The sequence below is a fragment of the Methylobacterium crusticola genome (assembly GCF_003574465.1).
Classification (GTDB): domain Bacteria; phylum Pseudomonadota; class Alphaproteobacteria; order Rhizobiales; family Beijerinckiaceae; genus Methylobacterium; species Methylobacterium crusticola.
Genome location: NZ_QOWC01000005.1, coordinates 30,947 through 45,944, shown reverse-complemented (window position 1 = coordinate 45,944; position 14,998 = coordinate 30,947). Strand labels below are relative to the sequence as shown.

General features: G+C 73.2%; 15 protein-coding genes and 1 pseudogene. 5 read left to right on the top strand and 11 right to left on the bottom strand.

Annotated elements, in window-relative coordinates; translation table 11 throughout:
* Positions 1-14: 14 nt before the first annotated feature.
* Positions 15-512: a MarR family winged helix-turn-helix transcriptional regulator gene (locus DT057_RS08240; protein ID WP_128561604.1), complete on the bottom strand. Its 498-nt coding sequence runs from the start codon at positions 510-512 to the stop codon at positions 15-17.
* 268 nt (positions 513-780) lie between these two features.
* Between DT057_RS08240 and DT057_RS08235 the strand changes: the two genes are divergently transcribed.
* Positions 781-1,206 (top strand): organic hydroperoxide resistance protein, encoded by a 426-nt coding sequence (locus DT057_RS08235; protein WP_128561603.1) that lies wholly within the window; start codon positions 781-783, stop codon positions 1,204-1,206.
* A gap of 70 nt (positions 1,207-1,276) precedes the next feature.
* Here DT057_RS08235 and rdgB read toward each other — a convergent pair whose 3' ends face one another.
* The 3 genes from rdgB to DT057_RS08220 all read right to left on the bottom strand — a co-directional run bounded on the left by rdgB (position 1,277) and on the right by DT057_RS08220 (position 3,100).
* On the bottom strand, positions 1,277-1,909 hold the full coding sequence (gene rdgB, locus DT057_RS08230; RefSeq protein WP_128561602.1) for an RdgB/HAM1 family non-canonical purine NTP pyrophosphatase: 633 nt from the start codon (positions 1,907-1,909) through the stop codon (positions 1,277-1,279).
* A gap of 2 nt (positions 1,910-1,911) precedes the next feature.
* Complete coding sequence (gene rph / locus DT057_RS08225) at positions 1,912-2,625, bottom strand: ribonuclease PH (RefSeq protein WP_128561601.1); 714 nt, start codon at positions 2,623-2,625, stop codon at positions 1,912-1,914.
* A gap of 160 nt (positions 2,626-2,785) precedes the next feature.
* The gene (locus tag DT057_RS08220; protein ID WP_128561600.1) at positions 2,786-3,100 is read right to left on the bottom strand and encodes a hypothetical protein; all 315 of its coding nucleotides are present in this window, start codon (positions 3,098-3,100) and stop codon (positions 2,786-2,788) included.
* 250 nt (positions 3,101-3,350) lie between these two features.
* Here DT057_RS08220 and DT057_RS08215 point away from each other — a divergent pair, with 250 nt between their 5' ends.
* Positions 3,351-3,695 carry a hypothetical protein gene (locus tag DT057_RS08215; protein ID WP_128561599.1) on the top strand — a complete coding sequence of 115 codons (345 nt, stop codon included), beginning with the start codon at positions 3,351-3,353 and terminating at the stop codon, positions 3,693-3,695.
* Positions 3,696-3,786: 91 nt separating this feature from the next.
* Positions 3,787-4,890 (top strand): heat-inducible transcriptional repressor HrcA, encoded by a 1,104-nt coding sequence (gene hrcA / locus DT057_RS08210; RefSeq protein ID WP_128561598.1) that lies wholly within the window; start codon positions 3,787-3,789, stop codon positions 4,888-4,890.
* 396 nt (positions 4,891-5,286) lie between these two features.
* Here the strand turns inward: hrcA and DT057_RS08205 are convergent, their stop codons facing one another.
* From DT057_RS08205 to DT057_RS08180, 7 genes and pseudogenes are all read right to left on the bottom strand, one after another.
* Positions 5,287-6,429 (bottom strand): sulfate/molybdate ABC transporter ATP-binding protein, encoded by a 1,143-nt coding sequence (locus tag DT057_RS08205; protein ID WP_128561597.1) that lies wholly within the window; start codon positions 6,427-6,429, stop codon positions 5,287-5,289.
* A gap of 1 nt (position 6,430) precedes the next feature.
* The gene (gene cysW, locus DT057_RS08200) at positions 6,431-7,303 is read right to left on the bottom strand and encodes a sulfate ABC transporter permease subunit CysW (protein WP_128561596.1); all 873 of its coding nucleotides are present in this window, start codon (positions 7,301-7,303) and stop codon (positions 6,431-6,433) included.
* Positions 7,296-8,165, bottom strand: a complete 870-nt coding sequence (gene cysT / locus DT057_RS08195; RefSeq protein WP_128561595.1) for a sulfate ABC transporter permease subunit CysT — start codon at positions 8,163-8,165, stop codon at positions 7,296-7,298. The genes cysW and cysT overlap by 8 nt, the downstream gene beginning before the upstream one ends.
* Positions 8,162-9,187 (bottom strand): sulfate ABC transporter substrate-binding protein, encoded by a 1,026-nt coding sequence (locus DT057_RS36745; RefSeq protein ID WP_308220139.1) that lies wholly within the window; start codon positions 9,185-9,187, stop codon positions 8,162-8,164. The genes cysT and DT057_RS36745 overlap by 4 nt, the downstream gene beginning before the upstream one ends.
* A pseudogene (cysN, locus tag DT057_RS36740) lies at positions 9,170-10,558 on the bottom strand (sulfate adenylyltransferase subunit CysN); the annotation flags it as partial. The gene DT057_RS36745 and the pseudogene cysN, both read right to left, overlap by 18 nt.
* A complete protein-coding gene (cysD, locus tag DT057_RS08185; protein WP_128561593.1) occupies positions 10,558-11,493 on the bottom strand; it encodes a sulfate adenylyltransferase subunit CysD in 936 nt (311 codons plus the stop codon). The pseudogene cysN and the gene cysD, both read right to left, overlap by 1 nt.
* Entirely contained in the window at positions 11,490-12,323 is an 834-nt protein-coding gene (locus DT057_RS08180) for a phosphoadenylyl-sulfate reductase (RefSeq protein ID WP_128561592.1), read from the bottom strand. Before DT057_RS08180 ends, cysD begins: the two co-directional genes overlap by 4 nt.
* 226 nt (positions 12,324-12,549) lie before the next feature.
* Here DT057_RS08180 and DT057_RS08175 point away from each other — a divergent pair, with 226 nt between their 5' ends.
* Positions 12,550-13,050 (top strand): Lrp/AsnC family transcriptional regulator, encoded by a 501-nt coding sequence (locus DT057_RS08175; protein WP_128561591.1) that lies wholly within the window; start codon positions 12,550-12,552, stop codon positions 13,048-13,050.
* A gap of 108 nt (positions 13,051-13,158) precedes the next feature.
* Entirely contained in the window at positions 13,159-14,940 is a 1,782-nt protein-coding gene (locus DT057_RS08170) for a diflavin oxidoreductase (protein WP_128561590.1), read from the top strand.
* The last annotated feature ends 58 nt before the right edge of the window (positions 14,941-14,998 follow it).

Here is a 14,998-nt window from a genome sequence, read left to right as displayed (position 1 = left end):
GAACCCGCCTGCCCTCAGGCGCGGTCCCGCTCGCCGGCGGCGCTGGCGTGCAGGCTGTCGCGCAGGGCCACGATCTCGTCGCGCAGGGCGATGAGCCGCTCGGCCGGCTGTCCGGCCGCGCAGAAGATCTCGTCGGGGAACGGCATCGCCTTCTGCCGGAGGGCGGCCCCGGCCTCCGTGAGGTTGATGCGCATCAGGCGCTCGTCGACGGCGTCCCGCGCGCGGCGCACCAGGCCCGCGGCCTCGAGGCGCTTCAGCAGCGGGGTCAGGGTGCCCGAATCCAGGTAGAGCCGCTGCCCGACCGCCTTCATGGTCAGGCCGTCCTGCTCCCAGAGCAGCAGCAGCACCAGGTACTGCGGATAGGTCAGGCCGAGCCCGTCGAGCAGGGGCTTGTAGGCGCGGTTGAAGGCGTGCGCCGCCGAGTAGACCGCGAAGCAGATCTGGCTCGCCAGCCGAAGGTCACCGTCGGCGCCGGATGCGGGCGCAGGATGCTGCGCCTCGGGCTCTGACATGTTGGTCTCCTTCTGGAACGCCCCCGGGGCGCCGGGGGCGTTGCGCGGACAGCCGGACCGGCGACCGTGACGCCGGCCGCGCGGACCGGCGCCTCACCCGCGGGAGCAATGTTCGGTCCAGATCCGCGGGGTCGCGCACGATCATAACGCATCCAAGCCGCCAAAAACAAATTGCGCGCAATCTAACTCCGCGCTAGAACCCCGGTCGCGGCCCGCCAGGACCGCGGCCCGGGGCGGGACCCGCCCCTCGCACGAACGGAGAGCCCTGATGTCCGTGGACGTGAAGTACAGCACGAAGGCCAAGGCCACCGGCGGTCGCGACGGACGCGCCCACACCCTCGACGGCGGCCTCGACGTCAAGCTGTCGACCCCGAAGGAGCTCGGCGGCGCAGGCGGCGAGGGCAACAATCCCGAGCAGCTCTTCGCGGCCGGCTACGCCGCCTGCTTCCTCGGCGCGATGAAGTTCGTCGGCGGCCAGGAGAAGATCCAGGTCCCGGCCGACACCACGGTGACGGCGCAGGTGGGCATCGGCCCGCGCTCCGAGGGCGGCTTCGGCATCACCGCCAACCTGACGATCGCCCTGCCAGGCCTCGAGCGGGCGACCGCCGAGTCGCTGGTGCAGAAGGCGCACCAGGTCTGCCCGTACTCGAACGCCACCCGCGGCAACGTCGACGTCGGGCTCGAGATCGTCTGACCGCCGCGCCCGGGCGGCCGCTCCGCCGCCCCCTGCCGGTCGGGGGGCGACGCCGGGGCCGCCCGACCGCTCAGCCGGGCCGGCGCAGGCAGGCCGCCGCGAGGGACAGGAAGGCGCGCGCCCGGTGCGACAGGGCGGTGCCCGTCTCCCAGTCGATGCCGTGCTTCTCCTCGGCGCCGAGCTCGCCGAAGGTGAGCGGGCTCCCGTCGGGCTTGAACATCGGGTCGTAGCCGAAGCCGCGCGTGCCCCGCGGCGGCCAGACGAGGTCGCCGAAGACCCGGCCCTCGAACAGCTCCTCGTGCCCGTCCGGCCAGGCCAGGACCAGGGCCGAGACGAAGTGGCAGCGCCGGTCCGCGGCGCCGCGGGCGGCGAGCTCGCGCTCGACCCGCGCCATCGCGCCGGCGAAATCCTTCGAGCCGCCCGACCAGCGGGCCGAGAACAGGCCCGGCGCGCCGTCGAGGGCGTGGACGCAGAGCCCGGAATCGTCCGCGAAGGCCGGCAGGCCCGTGGCCGAGGCCGCCGCCCGCGCCTTGATGGCGGCGTTCTCGGCGAACATCGTGCCGGTCTCCTCGGGCTCCGGCAGGTTCAGCGCGCCGGCCGACACCGCCTCGATCCCGAAGGGGGCGAGCAGCTCGCGCATCTCCGCGAGCTTGCCCGCGTTGTGGGTCGCGATCACGACCCGGCCGCTGAGGAGGCGCGCCATCGTCAGCCGACCGCCTGCTTCTGGAGCGCGACGAGCTGCGACACGCCCTCCCTGGCGAGGCGCAGCAGCCCCAGGAACTCGTCCTCCGAGAAGGGCTTGACCTCCGCGGTGCCCTGCACCTCGACGATGCCCCCCGACCCCGTGATGACGAAGTTGGCGTCGGTCTCGGCGGCCGAATCCTCGGCGTAGTCGAGGTCGAGGACGGGCGTGCCCTTGTGGAGGCCGCAGGAGATCGCCGCGACGTGGTCGCGCATCGGGTCGACCGAGATGATCGAGCGGCCGCGCATCCAGGCGAAGCACTCGTGCAGCGCCACCCAGGCGCCCGTGATGGAGGCGGTGCGGGTGCCCCCGTCGGCCTGGAGGACGTCGCAATCGACGACGATCTGACGCTCGCCGACCGCCGGCAGGTTCACCACGGCGCGCAGGGAGCGGCCGATGAGGCGCTGGATCTCCTGGGTGCGCCCGGACGGCTTGCCGGCATTGACCTCGCGGCGGTTGCGCTCGTGGGTCGCGCGCGGGAGCATGCTGTACTCGGCGGTGATCCAGCCCTTGCCGGAGCCCCGCAGCCACGGCGGCCCGCGCTCCTCCAGCGACGCGGTGCAGAGCACCTTCGTGTCCCCGAAGGTGACGAGGCAGGAGCCCTCGGCGTGGCGCGCGACGCTCCGCTCCAGCGTGACCTTGCGCAGCTCGTCGGGGGCGCGCTTCGAAGGGCGCATCGGACACTCCTGTGCGGCAACCGGCCCGCGGTCCGGGCGGAAACGGGCCCGCGCTCTTAGGCGCTGCCGGCCGGGGCGGCAACCCGGGCCGGACGCGAAAAGGGCCCGGGCGCACGGCGCCCGGGCCCGTCGCCCGAGGGATCGAAGCGACCGGGCCGGGTCAGAAGTAGCCGTGGCCGTGGCGGTGGCGCCAACCGTAATGGTGCCCCCGGTGGCCCCAGCCGTAGCCGTGGCCGCGATGGTGGCCCCACCCGTGATGGTGGCCCCCGTGGCGGCCCCCATGGCCGTGGTGGTGCCCGTACCCATGCCCATGCCCGCCGCGCGCCAGCACGATGCCGGCCTCGGGCGCGGCGGCGGCGGACGGCGCGAAGGGCGCGGCCTGCGCCGTCCCGGCCGCCGCGGCGAGGCCGCCGCCCACCAGCAGCGCCGCGAGCAGCCGCTGCCCGATCCTCGTTGCGTCGCGTGTCGTCACCATCAGTGCCTCCATGATCTCGGTTGCAACCGGAGCTTTCGGCTCGACCGAGATGATGGCTCCGGGCGGATGAACACGCTCTGACAAGAGCGCGCGGGGTTCGTTCAGCCGGCGGGGCCGCCGGATCCCGCCGCGGATGTTCGCCGTGCGTCAAAGTCCTCAAGGCCACTGTTCCCTGTTCCCCAGCGGCAGGCGGGTGACGCGACTTGAGGACGCCCTAGCGTGCGACGGGACCGGGGCGGCGGCCCGCCGAATGCGGCTCTGCCTTGCGGGCCTCGCGCTCCTCGCGGACTGCGCCGCCGCCGCCGCCGCTGGCCCGGCGCTGCCGCCGCCGGCGCCGCCGCCGCCGGCGCCGCCCCCGGTCAACCTCCCGACGGCGCTCGTCGGGCTCCTGCGGGAGGGGAACAACGCGGTCGGCGCCGGGGTGCTGCTCACCCCGTCGCCCGCCGCCCCGGCTGCGGCCTCCCCCGGGGCCTGGCTGCTCTGGCTCCGCCTCGCCGGGCGCGCGCCGGCCCGGGACAGCCGGGCGGAACGGGTGGTGGTGCCGCCGCATCCGATGCGGGCGGGGCGCCTCGCCCGGCAGCCGGAGCCGCGATGAGGTGACGCTGGGGGGTGCCCCCGCGGGTCTTGGCGCTTGCGCCCGGGGAGCCGAGCCCGCACATTGTGTAGCCCTTCGCGCCGCACGGTTGATGAACACCCGCGACCTCCCCCATCTGGCATCCGGCATCAGCCCCTCCCGCGCCATCGCCGAGCTGAACGAGCGCTCGCGCGAGATCTTCCGTCAGATCGTCGAGAGCTACCTCGCCACCGGCGAGCCCGTCGGGTCGCGCAACCTCGCGCGCATCCTGCCGATGGCGTTGTCGCCGGCTTCCGTGCGCAACGTCATGTCGGACCTGGAGCAGGCCGGGCTGATCTACGCCCCCCACACCAGCGCCGGCCGGTTGCCGACCGAGCACGGGCTGCGCTTCTTCGTCGACGCGCTCCTGGAGCTCGGCGACGTCGGCCAGGAGGAGCAGGGCCGGATCGAGGCCCAGATGCGGGCCGCCGCCTCCCGGCACACCTTCGAGAGCGCGCTGACCGAGGCCTCGATGCTGCTCTCGGGCATCTCGCGGGGCGCCGGCGTGGTGGTCACCGCCAAGCAGAACGTGCACCTGCGCCACATCGAGTTCGTGCGCCTCGATCCCGGGCGCGCCCTCGTGGTGCTGGTCTCGGACGACGGCTCGGTGGAGAACCGCCTCCTCGACCTGCCGCCGGGCCTGCCGGCGGGGGCGCTGCAGGAGGCCTCGAACTTCCTCAACGCCCGCATCCGCGGCCGCACCCTCGGCGAGGTGCGCTCGGAGATCGAGGCCGGGCGCGTCGCGATGAAGCGCGAGCTCGACACCCTGACGGAGCGCCTCGTCGAGGCCGGGCTCGCCCGCTCGGTCGGGCCGAGCGAGGAGCGCCAGCTCATCGTGCGCGGCCAGGCGAACCTCCTCGACGACCTGCGCGCCGCCGAGGACCTCGAGCGCATCCGCCTGCTGTTCAGCGACCTCGAGAGCCAGAAGGACGTCATCGAGCTCCTGACCCGCGCCGAGGGCGGCGAGGGCGTCCGCATCTTCATCGGATCGGAGAACAAGCTGTTCTCGCTCTCGGGCTCCTCGATGATCGCCGCGCCCTTCCGGGACGGCAGCCAGACCATCGTCGGCGTGGTCGGGGTGATCGGCCCGACCCGCCTGAACTACGCCCGCATCGTGCCGATGGTGGATTTCACCGCCCGCGTCGTCTCGCGGATGCTGGAGCGCGGGCGCGGCTAGAGCAGCATCCGATCACGCTGCGATCGGCCGCTGCTCCAGGTTCTTGATTCCGCCGCATTGTCTGCGGCGAACCGGTGTCCACTGCGCCGGGAAATGCTCTAGAGGCTCGAACGGCGTCGGCCGGGCGTCGCACGGCCGGGGCGGTGTGGGACATGGGCCGCACGGAGCCCGCCGCGGCATCCTCCACGCCGGGGCGCGGGGCCGACCGCGCCGGCTTCACGAACCGGCCGTCGAGGCGACACCCGAAGGTGGTGGACCTGCGGCGAAGCCGGTGGCTCGCGCTCCGCACGCGGCCTGCCTCCCGCGCGGACCGGCGGCCACGCCGATCGCGGTCGGAGATGAGGCGCCCGGGCCGCGGAGCCGGACCGTGGCGCCCGCCCCGCGCGGGCCGTGAGGTCAGCCCCGCGCGAAGACGCGGGCGGCGGCGGCCACCAGGGCGACGCGGTCGCCGGGCTCGTAGACCTCCGTCACCTGGACCTCGACGGCCGCCTCGGCGCCGTCGAGCAGGATCTCCGCCACCGTGCCGCGGCCGGTGCGCCGCCACTCGTGCACGGTCCCGGGGAGCGCGCCGGGGGCCTGCCCGACGGCGAGGTCCCAGGGGCGCACGCAGAGGTCGACGGCCCCCTGCGGCCAGCCTGCCTGCGCGTCGAGGATCGCGCGGCCGCCGACCCAGACCCGGCCGTCCGCCACCTCGGCGGGCAGGCGCGCGGTCTCGCCCACGAACGACATCACGAAGCGCGAGACGGGGTGGTCCTGCACCTCGTGGGGGGCGCCGACCTGCTCGATGCGGCCCCTGTTGAGGATCGCGATGCGGTCGGCGAGCTCCAGGGCCTCGTCCTGGTCGTGGGTGACGAAGATCGTGGTCTGGCCGGTCTCCCGGTGGATCTCCCGCAGCCAGCGGCGCAGGTCCTTGCGCACCTGCGCGTCGAGGGCCCCGAAGGGCTCGTCGAGGAGCAGCACCGAGGGCTCGACCGCGAGGGCGCGGGCGAGGGCCACGCGCTGGCGCTGGCCGCCCGAGAGCTGGCCGGGGAAGCGCTTGGCGAGCGTCGGGAGCTGGACGAGCTCGAGCAGGCGCTCGACGCGGCGGGCGATGTCGGCCTCGCTCGGCCGGTGCGCCCGCGGCCGCGAGCGCAGCCCGTAGGCAATGTTCTCGAACACCGTGAGGTGGCGAAACAGCGCGTAGTGCTGGAACACGAACCCGACGCCGCGGCGCTGGACCGGGATGTCGGTGGTGTCGTCCGAGCCGAAGAACACCCGGCCGCCGTCCGGGATCTCGAGGCCCGCGATCACCCGCAGCAGCGTGGTCTTGCCCGAGCCCGACGGGCCGAGCAGGGCCAGGAGCTCGCCCGGCTCGATCGCCAGGCTGACGCCCTCGAGCGCCGCCGGGCCCTGGCCGCCGTAGCTCTTGACGATGCCGTCGACCCGTACGGCGGTGCCGGCGTGGCGCACCCGCCGGGGCGCGGCGACCTCGGCGGCGCGCGCGCGCACGGAGTCGCGGTGCAGGGCGACGGTGTCGGTGGGAGCGTATCCTGCCGTCATCTCAGTGGGCTCCGCGTCCGGCCAGCGAATCCGCGTGGCGCCATTCGAGGAAAGACTTTCCCGCCAGGGTGACCAAGGCCAGGAGCGCCAGGAGCGAGGCGATCCCGAAAGCCGCCACGTAGTTGTACTCGTTGTAGAGGATCTCGACGTGGAGCGGCATGGTATTGGTGAGCCCCCTGATCCGCCCGGATACCACCGAGACCGCGCCGAACTCGCCCATCGCCCGGGCGTTGCACAGGAGTACGCCGTAGAGGAGCGCCCAGCGGATGTTGGGCAGCGTCACGGTCCGGAAGACCCGCCACGGGCTCGCCCCGAGGGTCAACGCGGCTTCCTCGTCCGTGGTGCCCTGGTCCTGCATCAGGGGGATCAGCTCCCGGGCGACGAACGGGAACGTGACGAACACCGTGGCCAGCACGATGCCGGGCACCGCGAAGATCACCTCGATGCCGTGGCGCTGGAGGAACGGGCCGAGCAGCCCCTGCGCCCCGAAGATCAGCACGTAGATCAGGCCCGCCACCACCGGGGAGACCGAGAACGGCAGGTCGATGAGGGTGATCAGGAGGTTGCGGCCGCGGAACTCGAACTTGGCGATGGCCCAGGACGCGCAGAGGCCGAACGCCACGTTGAGGGGCACGGCGATCACCGCGACGAGGAGCGTCAGGCGGATCGCCGCCTGCGCGTCCTTCTCGGCGAAGGTCGCGAGGTAGCGGCCGATCCCGTTGCTCAGGGCCTCGACGAACACCACCGCGAGGGGCAGGAGCAGGAACAGCGTCAGGAAGGCGACGGCCGCGAGGCTCAGGGCGATGCGGACGGGCCGCGGTTCCGTCAAGGCCGCGAGCGGCCCGCCCGGCGACGGGATCGGGCCGTCAGACATGGCCGAACCTGCGGCGGCTGTAATCCTGGATCAGGTTGATGGCGAGGAGCGCCGCGAAGGACATCAGCAGCATCACGGCCGCGATGGCGGTGGCGCCGGCGTAGTTGAACTCCTCGAGCTTGATCACGATCAGCAGCGGCGCGATCTCGGACACGTACGGCAGGTTGCCGGCGACGAAGATCACCGAGCCGTACTCGCCCACCGCCCGCGCGAAGGCGAGGGCGAAGCCCGTCAGCATGGCGGGCACGAGGGGCGGCAGGATCACCGTCACGACGGCCCTAAGGCGCGAGGCGCCCAGGATCGCGGCGGCCTCCTCGCTCGACTTGTCGATCTCGGCGACCAGGGGCTGCACCGTACGCACGCAGAACGGCAGGCCGACGAAGACCAGGGCCACCAGGATGCCGAGCGGCGTGTAGGCGACCTTGACGCCGAGGGCGGCGAGGGGCGCGCCGAGCCAGCCGTTCGGCGCGTAGAGCGTGGCGAGCGCGATGCCGGCCACGGCCGTCGGCAGCGCGAAGGGCAGGTCGACCAGCGCGTCGATGAGGCGCCGGCCCGGGAAGCGGTAGCGCGTCAGCACCCAGGCGATCAGCAGCCCGAACACGGCGTCGATGGCGGCCGCCGCGAGCGACAGGCCGAACGAGGTCCGCAGCGCCGCGAGGTTGCGGGGATCCGTGACGAGCGCCCAGAGCCCGGCGGGGCCGATGCCGGAGGCGCGCAGCAGCAGCACCGCCAGGGGCAGCAGCACCAGGAGCGTCAGGTAGGCGACCGCGAGGCCGAAGGTGAGCCGGAAGCCCGGGAGCGCGCTCGGCCGGCGGAAGCGGGCGCGCGGCCGCACCTCCGGCAGGACGGCGGCGCTGCTCATTGACGGGCCTTCAGGATCGCGTCGAAGACGCCGCCGTCGTCGAAGTGGGTCTTCTGCGCCTTGGCCCAGCCCCCAAAGGTGTCGTCGATGGTGACGAGCTTCAGCTTGGGGAAGCGCGCGAGGTCCTCCTTGGCGGCCGCCGCCTCGTCGCGGGGGCGGTAGTAGTTCTTGGCGATGAGGCGCTGCGCCTCGGGCGTGTAGAGGAACTGCAGGTAGGCCTCGGCCTGCCGGCGGGTGCCCTTCTGGTCCACGTTGCCGTCCACGAGCGCCACGGGCGGCTCGGCCAGGATCGAGAGCGACGGCACCACGATGTCGAACTTGCCCTTCCCGAACTCCTCGTCGGCCAGGAAGGCCTCGTTCTCCCAGGCGATCAGCACGTCGCCGAGGCCGCGCTGCACGAAGGTCGTGGTGGCGCCGCGCGCGCCGGTGTCGAGCACCGGCACGTTCTTCAGGAGCGCCGTCACGAAGTCCCGCGCCTTGGCGTCGTCGTTGGCGTTCTTCGAGAGCGCGTAGGCGTAGGCCGCGAGGTAGTTCCAGCGCGCGCCCCCGGAGGTCTTGGGGTTCGGCGTGATGACCTGGATGCCGGGCTTGACGAGGTCGTCCCAGTCCCGGACCCCCTTCGGGTTGCCCTTGCGGACCAGGAACACGATGGTCGAGGTGTAGGGGGTCGAATTGTGGGGCAGCCGCTTCTGCCAGTCCGCCGGGATCTTGTTCGAGCGGGCCGCGATGGCGTCGATGTCGCTCGCGAGGGCGAGGGTCACCACGTCCGCCGGCAGCCCGTCGATGACGGAGCGGGCCTGCGCGCCCGAGCCGCCGTGGGAGGCCCGGACCGTCACGGCCTCGCCGGTCTTCTCCTTCCAGGCCTTCGCGAAGGCCGCGTCGATCGCCCGGTAGAGCTCCCGGGTCGGGTCGTACGAGACGTTGAGGAGCACCTGGGCGGAGGCCCGCTCGGGCGCGCCCGCGAGCGCCAGGAGCGCGGCCCCCGCGAGCCCGAGCCCCCGGGCGCCGAACAGCCGGCGCACAGCCGCGAGGAGCCCGGCGCGGGCCGGCGGCGCCTCCCGGGCGCCCGGCTCCCGCCGGTCCGCGGGTCCGGGCGTCGGCGCCTGGACGAGGCCGAGCGCCGCCGTGTCGGTGGTGTCGCGGTCGATGAGGATCAGGCTGCCGGTGTCGCGGTTGTCCCGGTAGGCGTCGACCGCGACCTCGCGGTCGAGGCGCAGCACCACGTCGCCGATGTCGTTGGCGCCGAGCCGGCCCGCCGCCGCGGCGGTGCCGGTCTCGGGGTCGATGCGCGAGCGCACCTCCACCACGGCGCTCGCCGTGACGGCCCCGATCTTGGCCAGCAGCGTGGCGCCCGGCACGAGGTCGGCCTCCCCGGTCCAGAACAGGCGCGCGTCGAGCCGGTCGGTGACGCGCGGGGCGCGGTCGGCCGCCGCGATCACGCTGCCCCGGGAGGCGTCCACCTCGTCTTCGAGCACCAGGGTGACGGACTGGCCGGCGATGGCCTGGTCGAGGTCGCCGTCGGCGGTGACGATGCGGGCGATCCTCGAGGCGCGGCCGGAGGGCGCCACCACCACGGCGTCGCCCGGCGCGACGCGCCCGGAGGCGATCAGGCCGGAGAAGCCGCGGAACTCCGAGTCAGGGCGGTTCACCCACTGCACCGCCATGCGGAAGGGCGCGACCTCCTCGGCCACGTGGGCGGGCACCTCCTCGAGGTACTGGAGCAGCGGCGCGCCGGTGTACCAGGGGGCGGCGGCGCCGGGCAGCACCACGTTGTCGCCGTTCGCGGCCGAGAGCGGGATGCCCGTGACGGCGGTGAAGCCGAGGGGGCCCGCGAAGGCCGAGAACTCGGCGAAGATCGCCTCGAACCGGTCCTGCGACCAGCCGATCAGGTCCATCTTGTTGACCGCGAGCACCACCCGGCGGATGCCCAGCATCGACACGAGCAGCGCGTGGCGCCGGGTCTGCCGGCTCAGGCCCTTGCGGGCGTCGACGAGCAGGACCGCAACCTCGGCGGTCGAGGCGCCGGTCGCCATGTTGCGGGTGTACTGCTCGTGGCCGGGGGTGTCGGCGACAATGAAGGAGCGCCGCTCGGTCGAGAAGAACCGGTAGGCGACGTCGATGGTGATGCCCTGCTCGCGCTCGGCCTGGAGGCCGTCGACGAGGAGGGCGAGGTCGAGCTCGGCCCCGCGGGTGCCGTGGCGGCGCGAATCGCGCTCGAGCGCGCCGACCTGGTCGTCGAAGATCTGCTTCGTGTCGTGCAGCAGGCGCCCGATCAGCGTCGACTTGCCGTCGTCCACCGAGCCGCAGGTGATGAACCGCAGCACTTCCTTGCGCTGGTGGGCGGCGAGAAAGGTCTCGTAGCCGAATGCGCGCGTGGATTGATGAACGGTCATCAGAAGTAACCTTCCTGCTTCTTGCGCTCCATGGCGCCGGCCCCGTCCTTGTCGATCGCCCGGCCCTGCCGCTCGGAGGTGCGGGCCGCGAGGGTCTCGCCGATGATCTCGGGCAGGCTCGCGGCGGAACTCTCGACCGCCCCGGTCAGCGGGTAGCAGCCCAGCGTCCGGAAGCGGACCAGCCGCGTCTCCGGCGTCTCGCCGGGCTCGAGCGGCAGGCGCTCGTCGTCCACCATGATCCACTGCCCGTCGCGCCGCACCACGGGGCGCTCCGCCGCGTAGTAGAGCGGCACGATCGGGATCTGTTCCTGCGCGATGTAGAGCCAGACGTCGAGCTCGGTCCAGTTCGACAGCGGGAAGACCCGCAGGCTCTCGCCGCGCCGCTTGCGCATGTTGTAGAGGTGCCAGGGCTCGGCGCGCTGGCGCTTGGGATCCCAGCGGTGCTGCGCGGTGCGCAGGGAGACGATGCGCTCCTTGGCCCGCGAGGCCTCCTCGTCGCGCCGCGCCCCCCCGAAGGCGGCGTCGAACCTGTGCCGGTCGAGGGCCTGCCGCAGGGCCTGGGTCTTCATCACGTCGGTGTGGACCTCGGAGCCGTGGCTCACCGGCCCGATGCCGCGGGCGAGCCCGTCCGGGTTGGTGTGGACGATGAGGTCGAGGCCGAGCTCCTTCGCGCGCCGGTCCCGGAAGGCGATCATCTCGCGGAACTTCCAGGTGGTGTCGACGTGGAGCAGCGGGAACGGCAGGCGCCCGGGCGCGAAGGCCTTGAGGGCGAGGTGCAGCAGGACCGACGAGTCCTTGCCGATCGAGTAGAGCATCACCGGGTTCTCGGTCTCGGCGACCGTCTCCCGGATGATGTGGATGCTCTCGGCCTCGAGGCGCTGGAGGTGGGTCAGGCGCGGGAGGTCGGGCGTGCGGCTCTTGAGGGCGGCGCTCATGCGGCCAGCTCCGGGTTGGAGGATCGTGACACTGGGCCCTGGGGCTGCGCCTGCTCGACGGCGCGCGGATCCCCGGCGCGGGCGGCCCCCTCGAAGGCCGGCGCCTCCCGGCCGGCCGCGACCACGTGCAGGCCGCACTCCTTCTTGTCCGCCTGCTCCCACCACCAGCGGCCGGCCCGCTCCGGCTCGCCGACCTTCACGGCGCGGGTGCAGGGCGCGCAGCCGATCGACGGGAAGCCGCGGTCGTGCAGGACGTTGTAGGGGACGTAGTTCCGGTGGACGAGGTCCGCGACGGCCTCGCGCGTCCAGTCGGCCAGGGGGTTGAGCTTGATCAGGCCCCGGGCGGCGTCGGCCTCGGCCAGCGGCGTGTCGGCGCGGTTCGCCGACTGGCCCGCGCGCAGGCCCGTGAGCCAGCCCGCGGCGCCCGCGAGCGCGCGGCTTAGCGGCTCGACCTTGCGCAAGCCGCAGCAGGCCTGGCGCGCCGCGACCGAGTGGCGGAATCCGTTGATGCCGGATTGCGCCACGAAGTGCTCCTCCGCCTCGCGCTCGGGCGCGTAGGCCGGGATGCGGAAGTCGTAGGCCGCCTCGGTCTCGGCCCAGACGTCGTAGGTCTCGGGAAACAGCCGGCCGGTGTCGAGGGTCACGATCTCGGCCCGCGAGCGCGCCAGGCGCAGGGCGTGGGTGAGGGCCTGGTCCTCCAGGCCGAAGCTCGTGGTGAAGACGAGGCGTCCCTCCACCGCCGCGTCGATCAGCGCGAGGCGCTCGGGCAGGGCGAGCGGGCGGAGGCGAGTGGCCAGATCCTGGGCCGCGCTGTCGAGGGAGAGGGTCATGGGGAGGCCGCGGAAAGGCTGCTTGTCGTGATGGGTAACTGTTCGCTATACCGAACAGTGTCAAGGCATGGCTGGGCTGTGCGCCCGGTGATTTTTCGGGGTGCCGGGCCGGCCCGCGGCGGGATCGGGCGGCCCGCGCGGCCCCGAACGGCCTACTGAGAGAATAATCATCTTAGCGTACCGCGGGAGCCGAAAAGCAACTTCTCGCGAACCCGGGAGTCAGGCGGTGGACGCCATCGATTTGAAGATTCTGGCCCTGCTCCAGAACGACGCGACCCTGTCGATCGCCCAGATCGGGGAGCGCGTCGGCCTGTCGCAGACGCCGTGCTGGAAGCGCATCCAGCGCCTGGAGGCCGACGGCGTCATCGACCGGCGCGTCGCCGTGCTCGATCCGGTCAAGCTCGGCCTCGGCCTCACGGTGTTCGTCTCCGTCGAGACCAACGACCATTCCCGCGGCTGGCTCGAGCGCTTCGCCGCCGAGGTCTCGGCCATGCCGGAGGTGCTGGAATTCTACCGCATGGCCGGGGACGTCGACTACATGCTGCGCGTGGTCGTGGCCGACATGCAGGCCTACGACACGTTCTACAAGAACCTCATCGCGGTCCTGCCGCTCAAGAACGTCACCTCCCGGTTCGCCATGGAGAAGGTGAAGAGCACGACCGCGCTCCCGCTGCCCTCCGCGCCCTTCACCCTGCCGGTCGCGGCTGCGGCGGCCGGCGGAAAATAATATTCTCTCCTAGACCGGGGGCGCGACAACAACGATCTCCCGATGCCGCGTTCTTCAAAAAGAACATTTTGGTTGACTCCCGGCCGGCGCGGACACATCTGTGCGGGCATGTCTCGCCCCGCGCTCCTTCCCCGCACGGCTCCCTTCGGCGACGCCGAGCGGGCCCATCTCGACGCCGCCCTCGGCTCCACGACGGCGCTCCAGCGCGCGTGGCTCGCGGGTTTCCTCGCCGGCCTCGACGCCGCCGCGGGCGTGCCGGCGGCGGCCGAGACGGCGCAGCCCGCCGCTCCCCCGCGGGCGGCCGAGCCGCTGACGATCCTGTTCGCGAGCGAGTCGGGCAACTCGGAGAAGCTCGCCGGCGACATCGCCAAGCTCGCCCGCAAGAACGGCTTCAAGCCGAGGGTCGTGGACTTCGCCGACCTCGACGTCGCCTCCCTGGCCCGGGAGAAGCGCCTCGTGGCGATCGCCGCCACCTGGGGCGAGGGCGAGCCGCCTGCGCGGGCGGTGCGGGCCTACGGCGAGCTCCTGGGGGACGGCGCGCCGCGCCTCGAGGGGGTCGAGTTCGGGGTGCTCTCCCTCGGCGACACCTCCTACGCCGAGTTCTGCGCCGTGGGGAAGCGCCTCGACGCCCGCCTCGAGGAGCTCGGCGCCAGGCGCGTGCTGCCCCGGGTCGATTGCGACCTCGACTTCGACGCCCCGGCCGCCGCCTGGATCAAGGACGCCCTGAAGGCCCTGACCCCGGCCGAGCCCGCCGGCAACGTCGTGTCGGTCGATTTCGCCCGGGCGGCCGGCGCCGAGGCCGAGGAGGCCGAACTCAGCCGCGAGCCGGTCACCGTCGAGGTGATCGAGCACGTCAACCTGAACTCGTCGCGCTCCGACAAGGAGACGATCCACCTCGCCCTCGCCTTCGAGGACGGCGCGCCCGCCTACGAGCCCGGCGACTCGCTCGAGCTCTACCCCGAGAACGATCCCGCGCTGGTCGACGAGATCCTGGCCGCCACGGGCCTCCAGGGCGACGCGGCCCTGCGGCAGGCGCTGCTCGCCGAGCGCGACGTCACGACGCTCTCGGCCGCCACCATCGAGCGGTTCGTCAAGGCGACCGGCCACGTCGAGGCGCGCCGGCTCATCGACAGCGGCGAGGCCCGGGCCTGGATCGAGGGCCGCCACCTCATCGACCTGATCGAGACCTACCCGGCCGCGCTCACGGCGCAGCACCTCGCCGACATCACGCGCCCGCTGCCGCCGCGGGCCTACTCCATCGCGTCCTCGCGGCGGGAGGTCGGGGACGAGGCGCACCTGACGATCGCCGCGGTGCGCTACGCCACCCACGGGCGCGACCGCGCCGGCGTCGCCTCGGTCCACGTCGCCGACCGCATCCGCACGGGCGCCCGCCTGCGCGTGCGGATGAAGCCCAACAAGCACTTCCGGCTGCCGAAGGACCCGGCCACCGACATCATCATGGTGGGGCCCGGCACCGGCGTGGCGCCGTTCCGGGCCTTCGTGCAGGAGCGCCGCGCCAGCGAGGCGCCCGGCCGGTCGTGGCTGTTCTTCGGCGACCGGCACTTCACCCACGACTTCCTGTACCAGCTCGAGTGGCAGGAGGCCCTGGAGGACCGCTCGCTCACCCGCATCGACGTCGCCTTCTCGCGCGACCAGCCCGAGAAGGTCTACGTCCAGGACCGGCTCTGGGAGCGCCGCCGCGAGGTGGTGGAGTGGCTCGAGGGCGGCGCGCACCTCTACGTCTGCGGCGACGCCAAGGCGATGGCCAAGGACGTGCGAGCGACCCTGGTGCGGGCCTACGCGGACGTGCGCGGCCTCGCGCCGGAGGCGGCCGAGGCCGCGGTGGCCGGCCTGGAGCGGAACCACCGCTACCAGCAGGACGTCTACTGAGCCCTGCTGCCGCCTGAGGGGCGTTCGGGATCGACGTCCCGCCGCCCCCGCCCGCCAC

Coding starts and splice junctions, on each gene's coding strand:
- DT057_RS08235 (WP_128561603.1), top strand. CDS start 781: ATGTCCGTGGACGTGAAGTACAGCACGAAGGCCAAGGCCACCGGCGGT.
- DT057_RS08215 (WP_128561599.1), top strand. CDS start 3,351: ATGCGGCTCTGCCTTGCGGGCCTCGCGCTCCTCGCGGACTGCGCCGCC.
- DT057_RS08180 (WP_128561592.1), bottom strand. CDS start 12,323: ATGACCCTCTCCCTCGACAGCGCGGCCCAGGATCTGGCCACTCGCCTC.
- rdgB (WP_128561602.1), bottom strand. CDS start 1,909: ATGGCGCGCCTCCTCAGCGGCCGGGTCGTGATCGCGACCCACAACGCG.
- rph (WP_128561601.1), bottom strand. CDS start 2,625: ATGCGCCCTTCGAAGCGCGCCCCCGACGAGCTGCGCAAGGTCACGCTG.
- DT057_RS08205 (WP_128561597.1), bottom strand. CDS start 6,429: ATGACGGCAGGATACGCTCCCACCGACACCGTCGCCCTGCACCGCGAC.
- cysD (WP_128561593.1), bottom strand. CDS start 11,493: ATGAGCGCCGCCCTCAAGAGCCGCACGCCCGACCTCCCGCGCCTGACC.
- cysW (WP_128561596.1), bottom strand. CDS start 7,303: ATGTCTGACGGCCCGATCCCGTCGCCGGGCGGGCCGCTCGCGGCCTTG.
- DT057_RS08170 (WP_128561590.1), top strand. CDS start 13,159: ATGTCTCGCCCCGCGCTCCTTCCCCGCACGGCTCCCTTCGGCGACGCC.
- DT057_RS08220 (WP_128561600.1), bottom strand. CDS start 3,100: ATGGTGACGACACGCGACGCAACGAGGATCGGGCAGCGGCTGCTCGCG.
- cysT (WP_128561595.1), bottom strand. CDS start 8,165: ATGAGCAGCGCCGCCGTCCTGCCGGAGGTGCGGCCGCGCGCCCGCTTC.
- DT057_RS08240 (WP_128561604.1), bottom strand. CDS start 512: ATGTCAGAGCCCGAGGCGCAGCATCCTGCGCCCGCATCCGGCGCCGAC.
- hrcA (WP_128561598.1), top strand. CDS start 3,787: ATGAACACCCGCGACCTCCCCCATCTGGCATCCGGCATCAGCCCCTCC.